This window comes from Ruegeria sp. AD5, assembly GCF_056542345.1.
This window is the reverse complement of record NZ_JBQFZR010000002.1, coordinates 1,461,585-1,477,922: the sequence shown is the minus strand read 5'-3', so window position 1 is coordinate 1,477,922 and position 16,338 is coordinate 1,461,585. Positions and strand designations below refer to the sequence as shown.

Annotated in this window: 10 protein-coding genes; 6 read left to right on the top strand and 4 right to left on the bottom strand. The window is 58.0% G+C overall.

The features are described from left to right. Nucleotides 1–88 precede the first annotated feature (88 nt). The 3 genes from ACR0JG_RS15925 (at nucleotide 89) to fdhF (ending at nucleotide 5,559) form a co-directional block, all read left to right on the top strand. Nucleotides 89–970, top strand: coding sequence for a LysR family transcriptional regulator (locus ACR0JG_RS15925; protein WP_170404498.1), 882 nt, complete (start codon nucleotides 89–91; stop codon nucleotides 968–970). 85 nt (nucleotides 971–1,055) lie between these two features. Further along, nucleotides 1,056–2,759, top strand: a complete 1,704-nt coding sequence (locus tag ACR0JG_RS15920) for an NAD(P)H-dependent oxidoreductase subunit E (RefSeq protein ID WP_480570977.1) — start codon at nucleotides 1,056–1,058, stop codon at nucleotides 2,757–2,759. 13 nt (nucleotides 2,760–2,772) lie between these two features. After that, nucleotides 2,773–5,559 carry a formate dehydrogenase subunit alpha gene (gene fdhF, locus ACR0JG_RS15915; RefSeq protein WP_480570974.1) on the top strand — a complete coding sequence of 929 codons (2,787 nt, stop codon included), beginning with the start codon at nucleotides 2,773–2,775 and terminating at the stop codon, nucleotides 5,557–5,559. A gap of 49 nt (nucleotides 5,560–5,608) precedes the next feature. On the opposite strand, the gene ACR0JG_RS15910 is transcribed toward fdhF, so the two are convergent. The 3 genes from ACR0JG_RS15910 to ACR0JG_RS15900 form a co-directional block, all read right to left on the bottom strand. Next, the gene (locus ACR0JG_RS15910; protein WP_480570971.1) at nucleotides 5,609–9,691 is read right to left on the bottom strand and encodes a translocation/assembly module TamB domain-containing protein; all 4,083 of its coding nucleotides are present in this window, start codon (nucleotides 9,689–9,691) and stop codon (nucleotides 5,609–5,611) included. Beyond that, entirely contained in the window at nucleotides 9,691–11,496 is a 1,806-nt protein-coding gene (locus tag ACR0JG_RS15905) for an autotransporter assembly complex protein TamA (protein ID WP_170626495.1), read from the bottom strand. Before ACR0JG_RS15905 ends, ACR0JG_RS15910 begins: the two co-directional genes overlap by 1 nt. A gap of 153 nt (nucleotides 11,497–11,649) precedes the next feature. After that, on the bottom strand, nucleotides 11,650–12,873 hold the full coding sequence (locus ACR0JG_RS15900; RefSeq protein WP_170397471.1) for a urate hydroxylase PuuD: 1,224 nt from the start codon (nucleotides 12,871–12,873) through the stop codon (nucleotides 11,650–11,652). A gap of 95 nt (nucleotides 12,874–12,968) precedes the next feature. Here ACR0JG_RS15900 and ACR0JG_RS15895 point away from each other — a divergent pair, with 95 nt between their 5' ends. Continuing rightward, nucleotides 12,969–13,883, top strand: coding sequence for a LysR family transcriptional regulator (locus ACR0JG_RS15895; protein WP_170511345.1), 915 nt, complete (start codon nucleotides 12,969–12,971; stop codon nucleotides 13,881–13,883). A 2-nt stretch (nucleotides 13,884–13,885) separates the two neighbouring features. Here the strand turns inward: ACR0JG_RS15895 and uraH are convergent, their stop codons facing one another. Then, complete coding sequence (gene uraH, locus ACR0JG_RS15890) at nucleotides 13,886–14,242, bottom strand: hydroxyisourate hydrolase (RefSeq protein ID WP_170404478.1); 357 nt, start codon at nucleotides 14,240–14,242, stop codon at nucleotides 13,886–13,888. 163 nt (nucleotides 14,243–14,405) lie between these two features. Here uraH and puuE point away from each other — a divergent pair, with 163 nt between their 5' ends. Both puuE and ACR0JG_RS15880 read left to right on the top strand, forming a co-directional pair. After that, entirely contained in the window at nucleotides 14,406–15,824 is a 1,419-nt protein-coding gene (gene puuE, locus ACR0JG_RS15885) for an allantoinase PuuE (RefSeq protein ID WP_480570967.1), read from the top strand. After that, on the top strand, nucleotides 15,821–16,306 hold the full coding sequence (locus ACR0JG_RS15880) for an ureidoglycolate lyase (RefSeq protein WP_480570964.1): 486 nt from the start codon (nucleotides 15,821–15,823) through the stop codon (nucleotides 16,304–16,306). The genes puuE and ACR0JG_RS15880 overlap by 4 nt, the downstream gene beginning before the upstream one ends. Nucleotides 16,307–16,338 lie beyond the last annotated feature (32 nt).

The window sequence follows — 16,338 nt, the reverse complement described above, 5'->3', positions numbered from 1 at the left end:
AAATTGACGATGCTCGCATCTCGCACATTTCTCTCGTGCAGAAATGTGGTTAGTTTGGATTTTGACCTGATACTTGAGACAGCTCTAGATGATCGAAATCCGCGACCTGCAATTGCTCAGCGCATTGGCGCGGCATCGTCATTTCGCCAAGGCAGCTGAGGAATGCGGGATTTCACAGCCTGCGTTCTCGATGCGAATCCGAAACCTGGAGGATCGGCTGGGTGTCTCCATTGTTCGCCGCGCAAACCGATTTCAGGGGCTGACTGAAGAAGGCGAGATGATTGTCCAGCGCGCGCGGCGCATTCTTGACGACACCAAGGCTTTGGAACAACAGGTGCTCGCTGCAAAGGGTGAGATCACCGGCACGCTTATTTTGGGTGTAATCCCTACCGCGATTGCCTTCACCGGGCGTCTTACGAAGCGGTTGCGCGATGCGCATCCACGTATCGTGACCCGGATTGAAACAATGTCTGCAACGGCCATTCAGCACCGGTTGGACGAAGGAAGTCTGGATGCAGGCATCACTTATGGCGACAGTATCGGTACCGATCTACGGCAAGTGCAGCGCTTGTACGAAGAAACTTATGTCCTATTGGTCCCCTCGCATATGACCGATGAGACAGGCCCGATCCCATGGGCCCGCGTGGCCGAGTTTCCCCTGAGCCTGTTGGAACCACAGATGCAGAACCGGCGCATTCTGGATCGGATATTCGCCGAACAGGGCTTGCACCCGGATATTGTGGCCGAGACCAGCGGATTCACTGCCTCGATGGTCATGGCACGCGAGGGGCTAGCGGCCACCGTGATTCCACGCGTGCTGGTGCGGGCGCTGGGCGACCTGAAGGACACAAGGGTTCTGTCCCTGATCGAACCCGTGGTGAGCAAGCCAATTTGTCTGGCCACGCTCACTCGTGACCCGGAATTGCCCACGGTCGCGGCCTTACGCACAGTGATGGCGTCTTTGCGGTGATAAACTGTCGTTATCGTGCGATTGAAATATGCGATTTGACGATATGCTAATCTGATGAGACACGGGGCCTCAATCGGAGGGCATCATGGCACCATTAGACACCAAGCCATCAGGCGCGCCAAAGGGCGTCTGGAAGTCAGGTAAAGGCAAGGGGCGGCACACGCCCAAAGGCCGTCAATTCTCGGACGAGGCACAAGCAGAAATTGCACGTCTGCTGGGCGACCGTCCGCGACGTCGCGATCTGCTGATTGAATTTCTGCATTTGATACAGGACGCACACGGCCATATCAGCGCCGACCACATCGCCGCCCTGGCGGTTGAGATGCGGATCGGGCAGGCTGAGATTTACGAAACCGCAACCTTCTACGCCCATTTCGATGTGGTGAAAGAGGGTGAAACGCCTCTTCCGGCGTTGACGATCCGTGTGTGCGATTCGCTGTCCTGCGAAATGGCCGGTGCCCAGCAGCTGCAAAAAGCGCTGGAAGAGGGTTTGGATGCCTCGCAGGTCCGCGTTGTCCGTGCGCCCTGCATGGGACGCTGCGACACCGCTCCAGTGCTGGAGATCGGTCACAACCACATCGACCACGCGACCCCCGAAAAGGTGCAGGCCGCGATTGCGGCGAATGACACCCACGCCCATCTGCCCGATTACGAAGCCTTTGCGGTTTATGAAGCCAATGGCGGCTACGCCAAACTGAAAGAGCTGCGCGAGGGCGACGATTGGGAGAAGGTGCAGGAAGACGTACTGTCCTCGGGCCTGCGTGGTCTGGGCGGCGCTGGCTTCCCGTCGGGCAAGAAATGGGGCTTTGTTCGCATGAATGAAGGCCCGCGTTATCTGGCTGTCAACGGCGATGAGGGCGAGCCCGGCACATTCAAGGACCGCTACTATCTTGAGCGCACGCCGCATGTCTTCCTCGAAGGGATGCTGATCGCCGCTTGGGCCGTCGAGGCAGAGACCTGCTTTATCTATATGCGCGACGAATACCCGGCAGTTCTGGAAATCCTGCGTCGTGAGATTACCGCGCTCGAACAAGCCGGGATCGTCGAAGAAGGCTATATCGACCTGCGCCGTGGTGCTGGCGCTTACATCTGCGGTGAAGAATCCGCGATGATCGAGTCGATCGAAGGTAAGAAAGGCCTGCCGCGTCACCGCCCTCCGTTCGTGGCGCAGGTTGGGGTCTTTAACCGTCCGACCTTGGTGCACAATGTCGAGACGCTCTATTGGGTGACCAAAGTTTGCCGTGAAGGGCCTGAATGCCTTAACAGCACCGAAAAGAACGGTCGCAAGGGTTTGCGTAGCTATTCGGTCTCGGGTCGTGTCGCAAAGCCGGGCGTTTACCTTCTGCCCGCTGGCTCGACCATTTTGGATGTGATCGAAGCCGCCGGGGGCATGGCCGAAGGGCAAACCTTCAAGGCCTATCAGCCAGGTGGTCCGTCCTCGGGCCTGCTGCCTGCGTCGATGGACGATATCCCATTGGACTTTGACACGCTGCAACCGCACGGCACCTTCATTGGCTCTGCTGCCGTGGTGGTTCTGTCTGATCAGGACACGGCACGCGATGCGGCGCTGAACATGCTGCGGTTCTTCGAAGATGAAAGCTGCGGCCAGTGTACACCTTGCCGCGCAGGCTGTGAAAAGGCGGTGAAGTTGATGCAGGCCGACAAGTGGGATCAGGACCTGTTGGAAGACCTCTGCCAAGTGATGGGCGATGCCTCGATCTGCGGTCTGGGGCAGGCGGCCCCAAACCCGATCCGCCTGGTCATAAAACATTTTTCTGACGAAATCTGAGGGAGACAGAGCCATGCTTGATGCAAGCCCAAACAAGACCGTCACCTTCAACCTGAACGGCGAAGATGTCACCGTGCCCGAAGGCTGGACCATCTGGGAAGCCGCAAAGGGGCAGGGGTTTACCATCCCTCACCTGTGCCATAAGCCGCAACCGGGCTATCGCCCCGACGGCAACTGCCGCGCCTGTATGGTCGAGGTGGAAGGCGAGCGTACTCTGGTCGCCTCGTGCATCCGTCCGGCAGCCGACGGTATGGTGGTTAAGACCGACAGCGACCGGGCCGAGAAATCGCGCGCGATGGTCATGGAACTTCTGGTGGCCGACCAGCCTGAAGAGGCACATGATACCTCCAGCCATTTCTGGGACATGGCCAAGCTGAACGATGTCAGCGACAGCCGTTTCCCGGCCAAAGAAGCCGAGAAGATCCCTCTGCTGGATGACAGCCACGTTGCGATGCGCGTCAATCTGGACGCATGCATCAACTGCAATCTCTGTGTTCGTGCCTGCCGCGACGTGCAGGTGAACGACGTGATCGGCATGGCCGGTCGTGGTCATACCGCGCAAGTAGTGTTCGACCAGAACGATCCGATGGGTGCATCGACCTGTGTTGCCTGTGGTGAGTGCGTTCAGGCCTGCCCGACCGGAGCGCTGATGCCTGCCACCGTGTTAGATGACCACCAGCGCGGCGACAGCAAGGATTACGACAGCGAAACCGAAAGCGTCTGCCCGTTCTGCGGCGTCGGTTGTAAGGTTTCGCTGAAGGTCAAAGACGGCAAGGTCAAATATGTCGAGGGCATCAACGGTCCCGCAAACGAAGGCCGTCTGTGCGTCAAAGGCCGCTTCGGTTTCGACTATATCCACCACCCGCACCGCCTGACCACACCGCTGATCCGGCGTGATGATGCGCCTGAGAAGGGCCTGAACGTCGATCCGGGCAACCTCTCGACTCATTTCCGCGAAGCGACGTGGGAAGAGGCGATGGATCTGGCCGCCACCAAGCTGAAGGCTCTGCGCGACGAAGACCCGCGCAGCGTTGCAGGCTTCGGCTCGGCCAAGTGCACCAACGAAGAAGCCTATCTGTTCCAGAAGTTCATCCGCCAGGGTTTCCGCCACAACAATGTCGACCACTGCACCCGCCTGTGCCATGCGTCGTCGGTTGCGGCCCTGATCGAAAACGTCGGCTCTGGCGCTGTTACTGCGACCTTCAACGAGATCGAAAACGCGGATGTGGCGATCATCATCGGGGCCAACCCGATTGAAAACCACCCTGTTGCTGCGACCTACTTTAAGCAGTTCACCAAACGTGGTGGAAAGCTGATCGTGATGGACCCACGCGGCGTCGGTATGCGTAAATTTGCCGATGAAATGCTGCAATTCCGTCCGGGAGCGGATGTCTCGATGCTCAACGCGATCATGAATGTGATCGTGGAAGAAGAGCTCTATGACAGCCAGTATATCCACCGCTGGACCGAGAACTGGGAAGCCGAGAAAGAGCACCTGCGTCAGTTCACGCCCGAAGCGATGTCGCCGATCTGCGGTATCGAACCGGATCAGCTGCGCCGTGTGGCGCGCACCTTTGCACAAGCCAAGGCCGGTCTGATTTTCTGGGGTATGGGTGTCAGCCAGCACATCCATGGCACCGACAACTCGCGCTGCTTGATCTCGTTGGCTCTGATGACCGGCAATGTTGGTAAACCCGGTGCAGGTCTTCACCCTCTGCGCGGGCAGAACAACGTGCAAGGTGCCTCAGACGCGGGCCTGATCCCGATGTTCCTGCCGGACTATCAGTCCGTTACCGACGACGGCATTCGGGCCAAGTTCACCAACGTCTGGAATGACGACCGCGACTTCTCGAACGAGAAGGGGCTGACCGTCACCGAGATTATCGATCAGGCTTATGCGGGCAACATCAAGGGTATGTACATCCAGGGGGAAAACCCCGCCATGTCCGACCCCGATGTGAATCACGCGCGCGACGCACTGGCCAAGCTGGAACTGATGATCGTGCAGGATATCTTCCTGACCGAAACGGCGAACTATGCCGACATCATTCTGCCCGCCTCAGCGCTCTATGAGAAGAACGGCACCGTGTCGAACACCAACCGTCAGGTACAGCGTGTGCGGCCCGCCGTGACCCCTCCGGGTGAGGCGCGCGAGGATTGGAAGATCACCGTTGAGCTGGCGCGGCGGATCGGTTTGAACTGGGATTATTCCGATGTTTCTCAGGTCTTTGCTGAGATGAAGCTGACGATGAATTCGCTCGACAACATCACGTGGGAACGGCTTGAGACGGAGACGATCACTTACCCGTCACTGTCCGAGACAGACCCAGGTCAGGCGATTGTGTTCGGCGATGGTTTCCCACGTGCGGATGGTCGCGCCCGGTTCACGCCAGCCAGTGTCATCCCACCGGATGAGGCCCCGGATGATGAATACCCGATGATCGCCACTACAGGCCGCCAGCTGGAGCATTGGCATACCGGGTCGATGACGCGCCGGTCCAACGTTCTGGATGCCGTGGAACCTGAAGCGAACTGCTCGATGAACCCGCGTACATTGAAACTGATGGGGATTGAGCCGGGCGATATGATTCGTCTGACTACTCGCCGCGGTTCGATTGAAATCATGGTGCGGGCCGACCGGGCGATTGCCGAAGATATGGTGTTCATCCCGTTCGCTTATGTCGAGGCGGCGGCGAATATCCTGACCAACTCGGCCATCGATCCTTATGGCAAGATCCCCGAGTTCAAGTTCTCGGCAATTCGCGTCGAAAAGATCGCAGACGCCGTCGCGGCGGAATAGTCTTCAATCAACTGAAAAAAAAGGCGGCCCTTTGGGGTCGCCTTTTTTTTCAGTAGTCGCGTTCGAAAAAGATACCCAAGCCCGTCTCACCCCGGCCATCCACCGTGCCGCGCACCGTGAAGCTGTCGGTGACGTCGAGGTTCAAGTTCACCTCGGTGTCACCTTCGGTATTGACGGTGAAATCGGTGTAGAGATTGTCGCTTAGATATGCGCCCGCACCAAGGCTGCCCCCACCGCCCTCAGTCGCGCCAAGGTCGATAGTGTCCAGGCCCGTGGCCTCGCGCACCCCTTTGGTAGTATCCCCGCCGGCGCCGCTGAGTTGGGCCAATGAGGCCGCCATCTGCGCAATGACAAACGGTGACAGTTCTGAGAACCGGTTGCCGAACAAGAGCATTGCAAGCGCTTCCTCGGTCGGGCGTTCAGGATCTGAGAAAACGTCGACCTCGGGTGAGTCCAGCGGCCCGGCGATCTCGATCGTTGCGGTGCCGTCCGAGGTGCTGGAGGACGATTCAAACTCGATATATGGCGTCAGGTCACCCTGCAGGGTGACCACACCCTTAGTCAGCGCAAGGCGGCGACCAAGGATATCGATATTACCGCGGATAAGCTCAATCTGGCCTGACGGCACAACAGAAGTTGTAGTTCCACCAATCTGTATGCGACCGCCCAGTTCCGCGTTCACGCCGCGTCCTCGGACAAAAACTGCCTTGGGTGCAAGCAATCCGATGTCGAGCGACATGCGCGAGTTGCTTTTAGTCTCATCCTCGGTTTCCACCAGATTGGCGCGTTCCCGCGTTACGAAACCGGCACGGCTTTCGTTCAGGTGTTGGATCGTCGGAATTGGTGCTGCGCCGACTGCTCCTGCGGCGGCTGCAAGATTGATGTTGGTTTCGCCAAAGTTTATCTGCCCGGCCAGCGAACTGTTACCGGCCAATGCCCCGGTCAGGGCGATCTGACCGTTCAATGTGGTCTCATAGAGCAGCTTGTCTGTCAGCACGAGATTGTTGAGCGCTGTGGTTATCTGGGCGTTGAAGGGTGGGGTCAGATCAATCGGGCCGTTGACGGTAAACCCTCCGCCCGCTCGTAACCCACCCTGCAGTGCAATCGTGGCGCGGCTTTGCGCGATGTTTACGGAACCCCCGATGCCAGTGATTGTCTGTCCCACATCGGGCAAGGCCATCGACGCGCCGGATGTTGAAATCGTTCCGCTAAGCGCATCCAGCGCAGGTGCCCCTTTCAGGGCCAGATCGAACCGGGCGGTACCGGCCAGATTGTTGGGGGAGATAAATGCATTGGCGATACCGATGTTGACACCGCCCTGCATCTTCAGGTCCGCTTCGCCGCTGGTTTCGTTAAAGGTCCCGGCAACCGTTGTATTGATATCGGCGGGGCCATTAGCCTTTGCGTCGATGGTCCACATCCCGGCGTCGCGGCGGGCGGTACCACTGGCGGCGACGGTTCCGGGGAAATCGGGCACAAAACGTTCGACCCGATTCAGGCGGGCGTCAAAATTTAGATCCGCGGTGCCACCGGTTTCTACGGTTCCGGTTAAATTGGCGTACGAGCTATCAGGTCCCTGCAGGCGCGCATTGCCTTCCAAACCGGACCCTGTCGGGGCGACGTTGCCATCCAGCGTGAGCGGCCCGGACAATGTCGAAGATAGACGGCCGATGTCGTCCAGCATGGCCGAGAAATCGAGGCCACCGGCCTCCCGATCCAATAGGCCCGATGCATCTGCGGTCAGCGCGGTTCCGTTCAGACTGAAAGTGCGGATGTTCAGCCCCTGATCATCGTTGGCGGCATCCACGTTCAGCGTGGTTCGTCCCTGTACCAACGCATCTACGGCTTGGATACCCGTGGCAAGGTCGTCTGCGCTCAGGTTGCCTTTGATATCAAAGGCCTTGCTGCTTTGCGCGGCCCGACCGGTGACGTCGGCATCAATCGACCCGGCCAGATCAAGCCCGGCGAGGCCGGAGAACAAAGACAGGTCGGGGGCGTTCAGCTTGGCGCTTCCATCCACCGCGATGTTTCCGGTGGGGTCATCGATGGTTGCGCCTACCTCAGCAGTAATAGCAGCACTTTTGATCGTGGCGTTTCGAATAACGATTTGGTTTCCCGAATGCGCACCGTCCAGATTGATTGATGTCCGGCCTTTCAACAGCGGGTCGAACTCGTTCATCCCGGTTTCGATATTTGTTCCGATCACGCTGGCTTGGCCGTCGAATTCCAACGTCTGTACGGTGCCTTTGCCATCCAGCCGGGCCTGTAATGCGCCCGCCAGATCACGCTGTGCGATGCCTGAGAACACCGCCAGATTTGGGGCGTTCACGCTGGCCTGACCGTCAATCGTCAGATTGCCATTTGGCGTCGTGACCGTGCCGCTGGCCTGCGCTGTCAGAGCGTCGCCATTCACGGTGAAATCGCGAATTGTTACCCCATCGGTGTCGCGTTTGGCATCCAGAACGATTTCGGTTTCACCCGTGATCATTGGATCAATATCGTCACGCCCGGTCACCAGATCACGCCCATTCACCGTGACCTTGCCGTCAAAGCTGCGTTCCAGTGGCGAGCCCTTTCCAGCCACCTGGACCGAAGCCTCGCCACCAAGCTGAAGCTGTGCCAGGTCCGAGAACCGCGACAGGTCGGTCGCCTGCAGCAGTGCCGTGCCATCAACCTGCAACCCGGTCGCAAGCCCGCTGATCAACGCATCAGCGTCTAGAGTATAGTCGCTGCCGACCAGTTCGACCCCGGACAATTGCAATGTCTGGTCGCTGCCGTACTCGAACTGTCCATCCAGTGTGATCTGATTTCCGACGGCGGCATTCAGTGCGGCATCTGTCAGATCAATGCCATCCAGCACAGCCTGCAGATCGCCATCGACCGACAGCCCGCTGGATTGATCTAGCGTGCCTTGCCCGCTGATCCGTGCATGATCGAGGTTCAGGTTTGGGGTTTCAATCTTGTTGGTCGTCAGGCTCAGGTCCCAGAGATTGCCATTCTCGGTATTGTACAAGGCCGAAATCTGAGCCGCGCCGATTGACGTATCGCCGCCGCTGACGGGCAGAACGACCTTGTCACCTTCCGGCGGCGTGATACGACCTTGCAGGGCGACCAGTTTCAGAACACCACCCGAAGCAAGGCTGAGTTCGCTTTTGAGGTCCAGCGCTTCCGAGGTAATCTCGATATCCGATATATCCAGCGCCCCGTCAGAATGGGTGCGCCCATCTACAAACAGCCGTGTGTCGGTACCGAAGAACGTGTCCATCTCTTCGGCCAGAAACGGCGTCAGGTCGCCTCCGACATCGGCAGTAAACGCGATTCCATCGGAAGCGTTGCCACTCTCTTCGGCTGTGCGCAGTCGTACCTGACCGGACACGCGAAGCTGCTGATCGCTGCTTAGACCGATATCAGCATTAAAATCCGTTATCGGCCCCGAGCCTTTTGCAGTCAGCTCAAGCGGCGGGGCATCGGGGATGGACAGGGCCGTTGCGATCAGACCGCCTGATGCTTCGGCTACGGTCAAGTCCAGATCGATCTGGCGGCTGTCGTTCTGAAAGCCTGCTTTCAGATCAATCGTGTCCCCGGCGCGGTCCAGTCGGTCGATATCCAGCGTAGTATCCAGTGTTCCATCAGCCAGCGATAGGTTGCCGTTCACGGCAAGCTCGGCAGCGACGCCGATCAGCGGCTCACCTAAAGAAAGGTCATCGACACGCAGCTCTCCGATTTCGATCGAAACCGGAAGCTCAGGTAGTTGGAAGGGTTGGGTTTCGGCTGAAGGGGGCGGTGCGTCCTTTGTTGTTGTACCGGGTGCGCGGGCGATATCGATTTCCTGCGCCGATAGTGTGTTGACCGAGAACCGGCCGCGCAGCAGTGCCAATCGGTTCCAGTCCAATTCAGCGTTTTTAATGGTGAGCCAGACGCCGTCGTCATCGGCGACTGTGATTTCTTGAATCGTCGCACGCGAACTTAAGGCACCTTCAAGGCCGATCACCCGCACATTCTGATCATCACCGGACAGGGTATCTTGCAGAAACTGCTCGATCATGCTGCCGCCCTCGTCCTGAGCGGTCGCCGCGATGGGAACGGTGATCGCTGCTGAACTTAGCAACAGGGGATATACAACGCGACGCATCAAAAGGCTTGCCCGATCCCGAGGTAGAATTGCAGCCCGTCACCCGTATCGCCCTGAACCGGCACCGCAAGGTCAAAGCGCAAGGGCCCGAAGCCGCCCAGATCATAACGGATTCCAAGGCCCGCGCCAGAATGCTCTTCCGCGCCGCTGCCGATGAATGAGGACGTGTCGACCACACCGTAGTCATAAAACCCAACCAACGAGATTGCGTCAGTGACTTTGCCTCGGACCTCGGCTGAGAGTCCCAGAAAAGACTTGCCACCGGCGACACCATCCCCGACGGGGATACCTAGGCTTTCAAATGGCTGACCCCGTACTGTACCGGCACCACCCGAGAAGAACAGGAAATCTGGAGTCACACCATCTGCCGGAGGTCCGAGGACCGATCCCAACTGCACCCGGCCTGCCAACACCAGCCGACCGGCGGTGCCCAGATCGTTATAGGCGCGACCGTCAAAGAACATTCTCAGGCCGGTATCCGACCCGGAGAACCCGACAAAGGGCATGACTTGCGAGTCTAGATAATAACCGCGCGTCGCGCTGACCTTGCTGTCGCGTTCATCCCATTCTGACCGGAACGGAAGAATAAAGTATCGAAACTTGCGCCCATCGCCATAGGCGTCATCTGCGTCCGACCATTGGAAACCTGCCGAGGCTTCGGCGTAAAGGCGGTCAGAGAATGTGCGGCGTGCACCATAGGCAAGCGAGGCGACGGTGACGTTGTAGTTTTCGGTATTGCGCCGCTCCAACAGCGCGCTCCAGAATGTATTGTCGTCAGGGCCCAGACGATCAGGTTGATCTAGCCGCAGACCAATGCGTCCATCGATATCCTCGGCACCGCCGATATTGCGGATTGCCGCCTCGAACCGCAGCCTTTCGGCTCGCCGGAAAACGTTTCGATGGGTCCACGTAGCTGTAAGATCAACCCCGTCGCGCGAGGCAATCTCGGCCCCAAAGGTCAGGCGGCGCGGTGGCAGGTCTTCAAACGTCGCGTCGAAATCAAGCGTGCCATCCGGGTTGGGTTCTTCATGTTCCTTGAGCGAAACCGTAGCGAATGTGCCGGTGCGCCGTAGGCGGGTGCCAACCTTTTGGACCTGTTCAGGCGAATAAACCTCACCCGACGGGAAGCCTGCGACTTTCTCGATCGATCGATGGCGGACATTTGTATCGCCCTGAATGATCATTTTACCGAACCGCAGCCTTGGCCCCGGAGCCAGATCAATTGTCGCGTCCAGCCGTGCCTGCGCATGGCGCGCTATCACTTTCTGATCTTCCACTTCCGCCTTGGCATGGCCTGTATCGCGCCAGCCCTGCACCCCGGCCGAAGCCGCCTGTTGGATCGCTCCGGTGGTCGCGGTCTTACCCGTGGCGAACTCTTCGGGCAGTTCCGTGCCCGGTGCCAGCGGTTGCACGACAGCCGTTCCGAACTTGAACTTCCGCCCTGGTGTGACAAGGATAGTCGCCCGTTTGAATTGGGCTGGAACGTTCAGCGAATTGATTTTGGCGGCTTCCTGCCCGTCAAGCTTGATGCTGACGACGGGGCTGAAATAGCCTTCGTCGTACATGATCTGAACGATGGTGCGGTAGTCGGACAAAGCTGCCGACAGTATTTCCAGTGACGTATCAAGACCACGCGATTCCGAGGTGAAGATGGATGAAGTCTCTTCCAAGCGGTCGACCAGATCTTCAGATGCACCAGGGGCGGATAGGGTCGTTTCTAGCGCGGTAGCAAGATTGGGGGACAAGGCCACAAACGCACCAAAAAGCCAGCCTCTCAGATCGCTGCGCGGTCTGCTCCCTGTCATTGTATGGCTCCAACTGCCCCAAGTCGAAATCGCTATGGCCGCGAAACAAAACGAATGCGGCGTGTTGAATTCATTTAGAGCATCTGACGGCGCTTAGGGGAAGAACTAAACAAAGTTCAGGTGTTTTTATTGGCAAACTCGTGTGCCAATCCGCTACAGACCGGCATTTCGGAACCAGCGAACAATCGCATCCCGGTCTTCAGGTTCCATATAGGTCACGTTCGCAGGAGGCATGGCATGTGTGACGCCGGATTGCAGATAAATCTGTTGCGCGTTCTGAGCAATGTCAGCTTTTGTTTCCAGCAGGACACCTTTGGGTGCCCACAGGATGCCTTCCCAGACAGGCTCGCGCGCGTGGCACATAGAACAGCGACCCAGAACTATGTCCTGTGCTTCTTCAAAGCCATCCGCTGATGCGAATTTCTGTTCGTAGGGAGTTAGTTGCCGCGCTTCGGCCTCTTCCAACGGGTCGTTCATCGAAGCGGTCGACAACCACATGATGGTCATGAACAGCAAAGCCGTTACCAGCCAGGTCCAGGTTGGGTTTCCAGCGCGCGCGTGGCGGGTGTTGAAATAGTGCCGGATCGTGACACCCATCAGGAAGACCAGCGCGGCGATGATCCAATTGTACTCGGTCGCAAAAGCCAGCGGATAGTGGTTCGACAACATCAGAAACACGACCGGCAATGTCAGATAGTTGTTGTGGGTCGAACGCAGCTTGGCGATTTTGCCGTATTTCGGATCAGGTGTGCGCCCGTTCTTTAGGTCGTCCACCACAATGCGCTGGTTTGGCATGATGATGAAGAACACATTTGCGGTCATGATTGTGGCCGTGAAGGCCCCCAGATGCAGCATCATCGCGCGACCGGTGAAAATCTGGTTATAACCCCAGCCCATAATCACCAGCAGCACGAACAGAAGAACCATCAGCAATGTCGGACGCTCGCCCAATCCCGACTTGCAGAGAAAATCGTAGACCAGCCAACCGACAGTCAGCGAGGCAGCCGAGATCAATATGCCTTGCCATAGCGCCAGATCCGCCTTTTGGGCATCGATCAGATAGAGCTCTCCGCCTACCCAGTAGACGATCATCAGTAGCGCGGCACCGCTGAGCCATGTGGCGTAGCTTTCCCATTTAAACCAGGTCAGGTGGTCGGGCATACGCTCCGGAGCGACGAGATATTTCTGGATGTGATAGAATCCTCCGCCATGGACTTGCCATTCCTCGCCGTCCGCCGGTCCGGGGATATCGCGGTTCAAACCAAGATCCAGCGCGATGAAGTAGAAGGATGATCCGATCCAGGCAATCGCGGTGATAACGTGCAACCAGCGCACGCCAAAACCAATCCAATCCCAGAACACGGCGAAGTCGTACATGCTTATGTCTCCGATTGCGTTGCGCCACACTAGGCAAACGGGCTTTTCTTCGGTATTCCCGTATATTGTCAAACTGTATCAAAAAAAACGATAAGATGTCCTATCTCGACAACATTCGAACCTTTGTCCGGGTCTATGACTTGGGCAGCATGTCAGCCGCCGGGCGGGATATGAGAATTTCACCTGCGGTGACGTCGGCGCGAATATCGCAGTTGGAGGATCATCTGGGAGTGCGCCTGTTTCAGCGCACAACCCGGAACCTGACACCAACGGAACAGGGGCGGGCGTTCTACCCCGGCGCGGTTGCGGTTCTGGATGCAGTTGATGAGGCAGAAGCCCAAGTCACGCATCTGACCGAAGCCCCCCGCGGGTCTCTGTTTGTTGCTGCGCCCTTGGGTGTCGGGCGCCGGTTATTGGCGCCTCATGTGCCTGATTTTCTGTCAGAATACCCTGAGATTGATGTGCGTCTAAGACTAACAGACCGCTCGGTTGATCTGACCACCGAAGGCTTGGATCTGGCTTTTTTCATCGGTCAGCCCGAAGACAGTACATTGCGCATTCGCAAGATTGCGGATTGCCAGCGTGTGCTATGTGCAGCCCCTGATTACGTGAGCCGATGTGGGATGCCAGAAGCTGGATCCGATCTGATTTCAGGCAAGCATGAATGCTTGAACCTGCGCTTCCCTGGCGCGGCAGAGTTTCAGTGGATGCTGGAAACTCCCGATGGCCCGAAACGATTTGCTGTCTCGGGCAGGTATGAATGTGACGATGGTGATGTTTTGACCGATTGGGCGCTGTCTGGGCAAGGTATTGCCATGAAACCCGTTTTTGAAGTGTCAGAGCATTTGAAGGCGGGGAGGCTGATCCCGGTGGCGATGAAGACGCCTCCGGTTCCCGTGCAAATGGCCTGCCTGTATACGCATCGCCGCCATCAGGACCCGAAGGCGCGGCTGTTTATGGATTTCATGATTGACCGGATCGGCAAAGTGGTTCGAAGCGCCGAAGTCTAGGACTAGCTGCCCCGGTAGGTCGAGTAGCCGTAGGGGGACAACAGCAGCGGAACGTGGTAGTGCGCGTCCGCATCGGACATGCCAAAGCGGATCGGCACCTGATCCAGAAACAGAGGATCATCGCCATCCTGACCTGTCGCGCGCAGGTAATCTCCGGCGAAGAATATCAGCTCATAAGTGCCGGTTTTAAAGTCGTCCTGCGGTAAGATCGGGCTATTGGTTCGGCCATCCGCGTTGGTTTCCATCTCGACCAGTTTACGGTGCGAGTTCCCTGACACTTTGTAGAGCGCGATTTTCAACCCCTCAGCGGGGCAGCCGCGCGCCGTGTCGAGAACGTGGGTTGTCAGATAGCCAGCCAAGGGTCTCTCCTATGTGTTTCTTTTGGTGTGCCACAGTCTGGGCCAAACCGCAAAATGGTTGAAATGCCGAAAGAACTGGAAACAGTGTTCGGATTGATTTGATAATCAATGGACCGTTTCTGCGGTAAAGCTGTCAAAACACCTAATCGGACTGGAAGACCCTATGCAGCCGCCTCGTTACCCCCGCGATATGATCGGATACGGAGCCAACCCACCTGACGCCGCATGGCCCGGCGGTGCAAAACTGGCTGTGCAGATTGTGTTGAACTACGAAGAAGGTGGCGAAAACTGTGTTCTGCACGGGGACGCTGCGTCCGAGGCGTTCTTGTCCGAGATCGTTGGGGCGGCGCAGTGGCCGGGCCAGCGTCATTGGAACATGGAATCGATCTATGAATACGGCTCGCGGTCGGGGTTCTGGCGCCTGCATCGCTTGATGAAAGACCTACCGATCACCGTTTATGGTGTGGCTACCGCGTTAGCGCGTTCGCCAGATCAGGTTGCGGCGATGAAATCGGCAGGGTGGGAGATTGCCAGCCATGGCCTGAAATGGGTCGAGCACAAGGATATGCCCGAGGCGGAAGAACGGGCCCAGATCGCCGAAGCGATCCGTATGCATGCCGAAGTCGTAGGGGATCGCCCGCGCGGCTGGTACACTGGGCGCTGTTCGGACAACACCGTGCGTCTGGTCGCCGAGGAAGGTGGCTTTGCTTATGTTGCCGATACCTATGCAGACGATCTACCCTACTGGATGCAAACCGGTGGTCGGGATCAGTTGATTGTTCCCTACACGCTGGATTGCAACGACATGCGCTTTGCGACGCCACAGGGGTTCAACGCCGGGGATCAGTTCTATTCATATCTGAAAGACAGTTTCGATGCGCTTTATGCGGAAGGCGAGGCCGGTGCACCCAAGATGCTGTCGATCGGTTTGCACTGTCGCCTGATCGGGCGACCGGGACGCGTCATGGCGCTGAAACGGTTTCTGGATTACGCGCGTGGGTTCTCGGACGTGTGGTTCGCAACGCGATTGCAGATTGCCGAGCATTGGGCCGAAAAGCACCCGGCGGCTGAGCGTCCACAACCCTCGCAAATGGGCCGCGAAGAATTCGTCTCTGCGTATGGAGGTATCTTCGAGCATTCCGCTTGGATCGCCGAGCGCGCCTATGATCTGGAATTGGGCGCGGCGCATGACACGGCAGTCGGATTACACAGTGCTTTGACGCGCATGTTCCGGTCCGCCTCAACCGAGGAACGGCTCGGTGTTTTGACAGCCCACCCTGATCTGGCAGGCAAACTGGCGCAGGCAAAGCGGCTGACACAGGAAAGTACGTCCGAGCAAGCCTCGGCAGGGCTTGATGCGCTGACGGATGAGGAACGCGCCACCTTCACCGAACTGAACCAGCGCTATACGGAAAAATTCGGCTTTCCGTTCATCATTGCCGTGCGGGACCACAACAAGGCCTCGATCCTAAGCGCTTTCGAACGGCGGATCGAACAGGATCGCGAGACCGAGTTCGCCGAGGCCTGCCGACAGGTCGAGCGGATTGCCGAGTTCCGCTTGCGCGATGTGCTGCCCTCATGACTCAGATTGTCGCGGAATCGATCTCGGTCGAAGGCTTTGCACCGTTTGGTGATCTGATCGATATCTCGGGCGAGCCCGACAAGATCATCAATCAGGGTCAGTGCGGACGATACCATGACCGTGCCGAACTGGATTTCGCTGACGGTCGCGCGGGCATCAGCCTGTTCAACGCCAACCCCCGCGAGATGCCTTATGTGCTGGAGATGGTTGAGCGTCATCCCGATGGCAGCCAGGCGTTCATTCCGATGACCCAACAGCCCTTTCTGGTAATTGTCGCCCCGGATGAGGAGGGGCAACCGGGTCGTCCTCGCGCGTTCATTACGCAGCCCGGGCAGGCGGTAAACTATCACCGAGGAACATGGCACGGAGTTCTGACACCTTTGTATGGGCCCGGTCTGTTCGCCGTCGTTGATCGGATCGGAGACGGCCCGAATTTGGAAGAACACTGGTTCAGCACACCGTATGAGGTGGTCAACCGCTGAAACCAGAACCGAAGCCGCCAGAGAAGCGGTAA

Excerpts from the sequence above, each read along its gene's own strand:
- ACR0JG_RS15880 (WP_480570964.1), top strand. The coding sequence starts at position 15,821 with ATGACTCAGATTGTCGCGGAATCGATCTCGGTCGAAGGCTTTGCACCG.
- ACR0JG_RS15895 (WP_170511345.1), top strand. The coding sequence starts at position 12,969 with ATGTCCTATCTCGACAACATTCGAACCTTTGTCCGGGTCTATGACTTG.
- ACR0JG_RS15900 (WP_170397471.1), bottom strand. The coding sequence starts at position 12,873 with ATGTACGACTTCGCCGTGTTCTGGGATTGGATTGGTTTTGGCGTGCGC.
- fdhF (WP_480570974.1), top strand. The coding sequence starts at position 2,773 with ATGCTTGATGCAAGCCCAAACAAGACCGTCACCTTCAACCTGAACGGC.
- ACR0JG_RS15920 (WP_480570977.1), top strand. The coding sequence starts at position 1,056 with ATGGCACCATTAGACACCAAGCCATCAGGCGCGCCAAAGGGCGTCTGG.
- ACR0JG_RS15910 (WP_480570971.1), bottom strand. The coding sequence starts at position 9,691 with ATGCGTCGCGTTGTATATCCCCTGTTGCTAAGTTCAGCAGCGATCACC.
- puuE (WP_480570967.1), top strand. The coding sequence starts at position 14,406 with ATGCAGCCGCCTCGTTACCCCCGCGATATGATCGGATACGGAGCCAAC.
- ACR0JG_RS15925 (WP_170404498.1), top strand. The coding sequence starts at position 89 with ATGATCGAAATCCGCGACCTGCAATTGCTCAGCGCATTGGCGCGGCAT.
- ACR0JG_RS15905 (WP_170626495.1), bottom strand. The coding sequence starts at position 11,496 with ATGACAGGGAGCAGACCGCGCAGCGATCTGAGAGGCTGGCTTTTTGGT.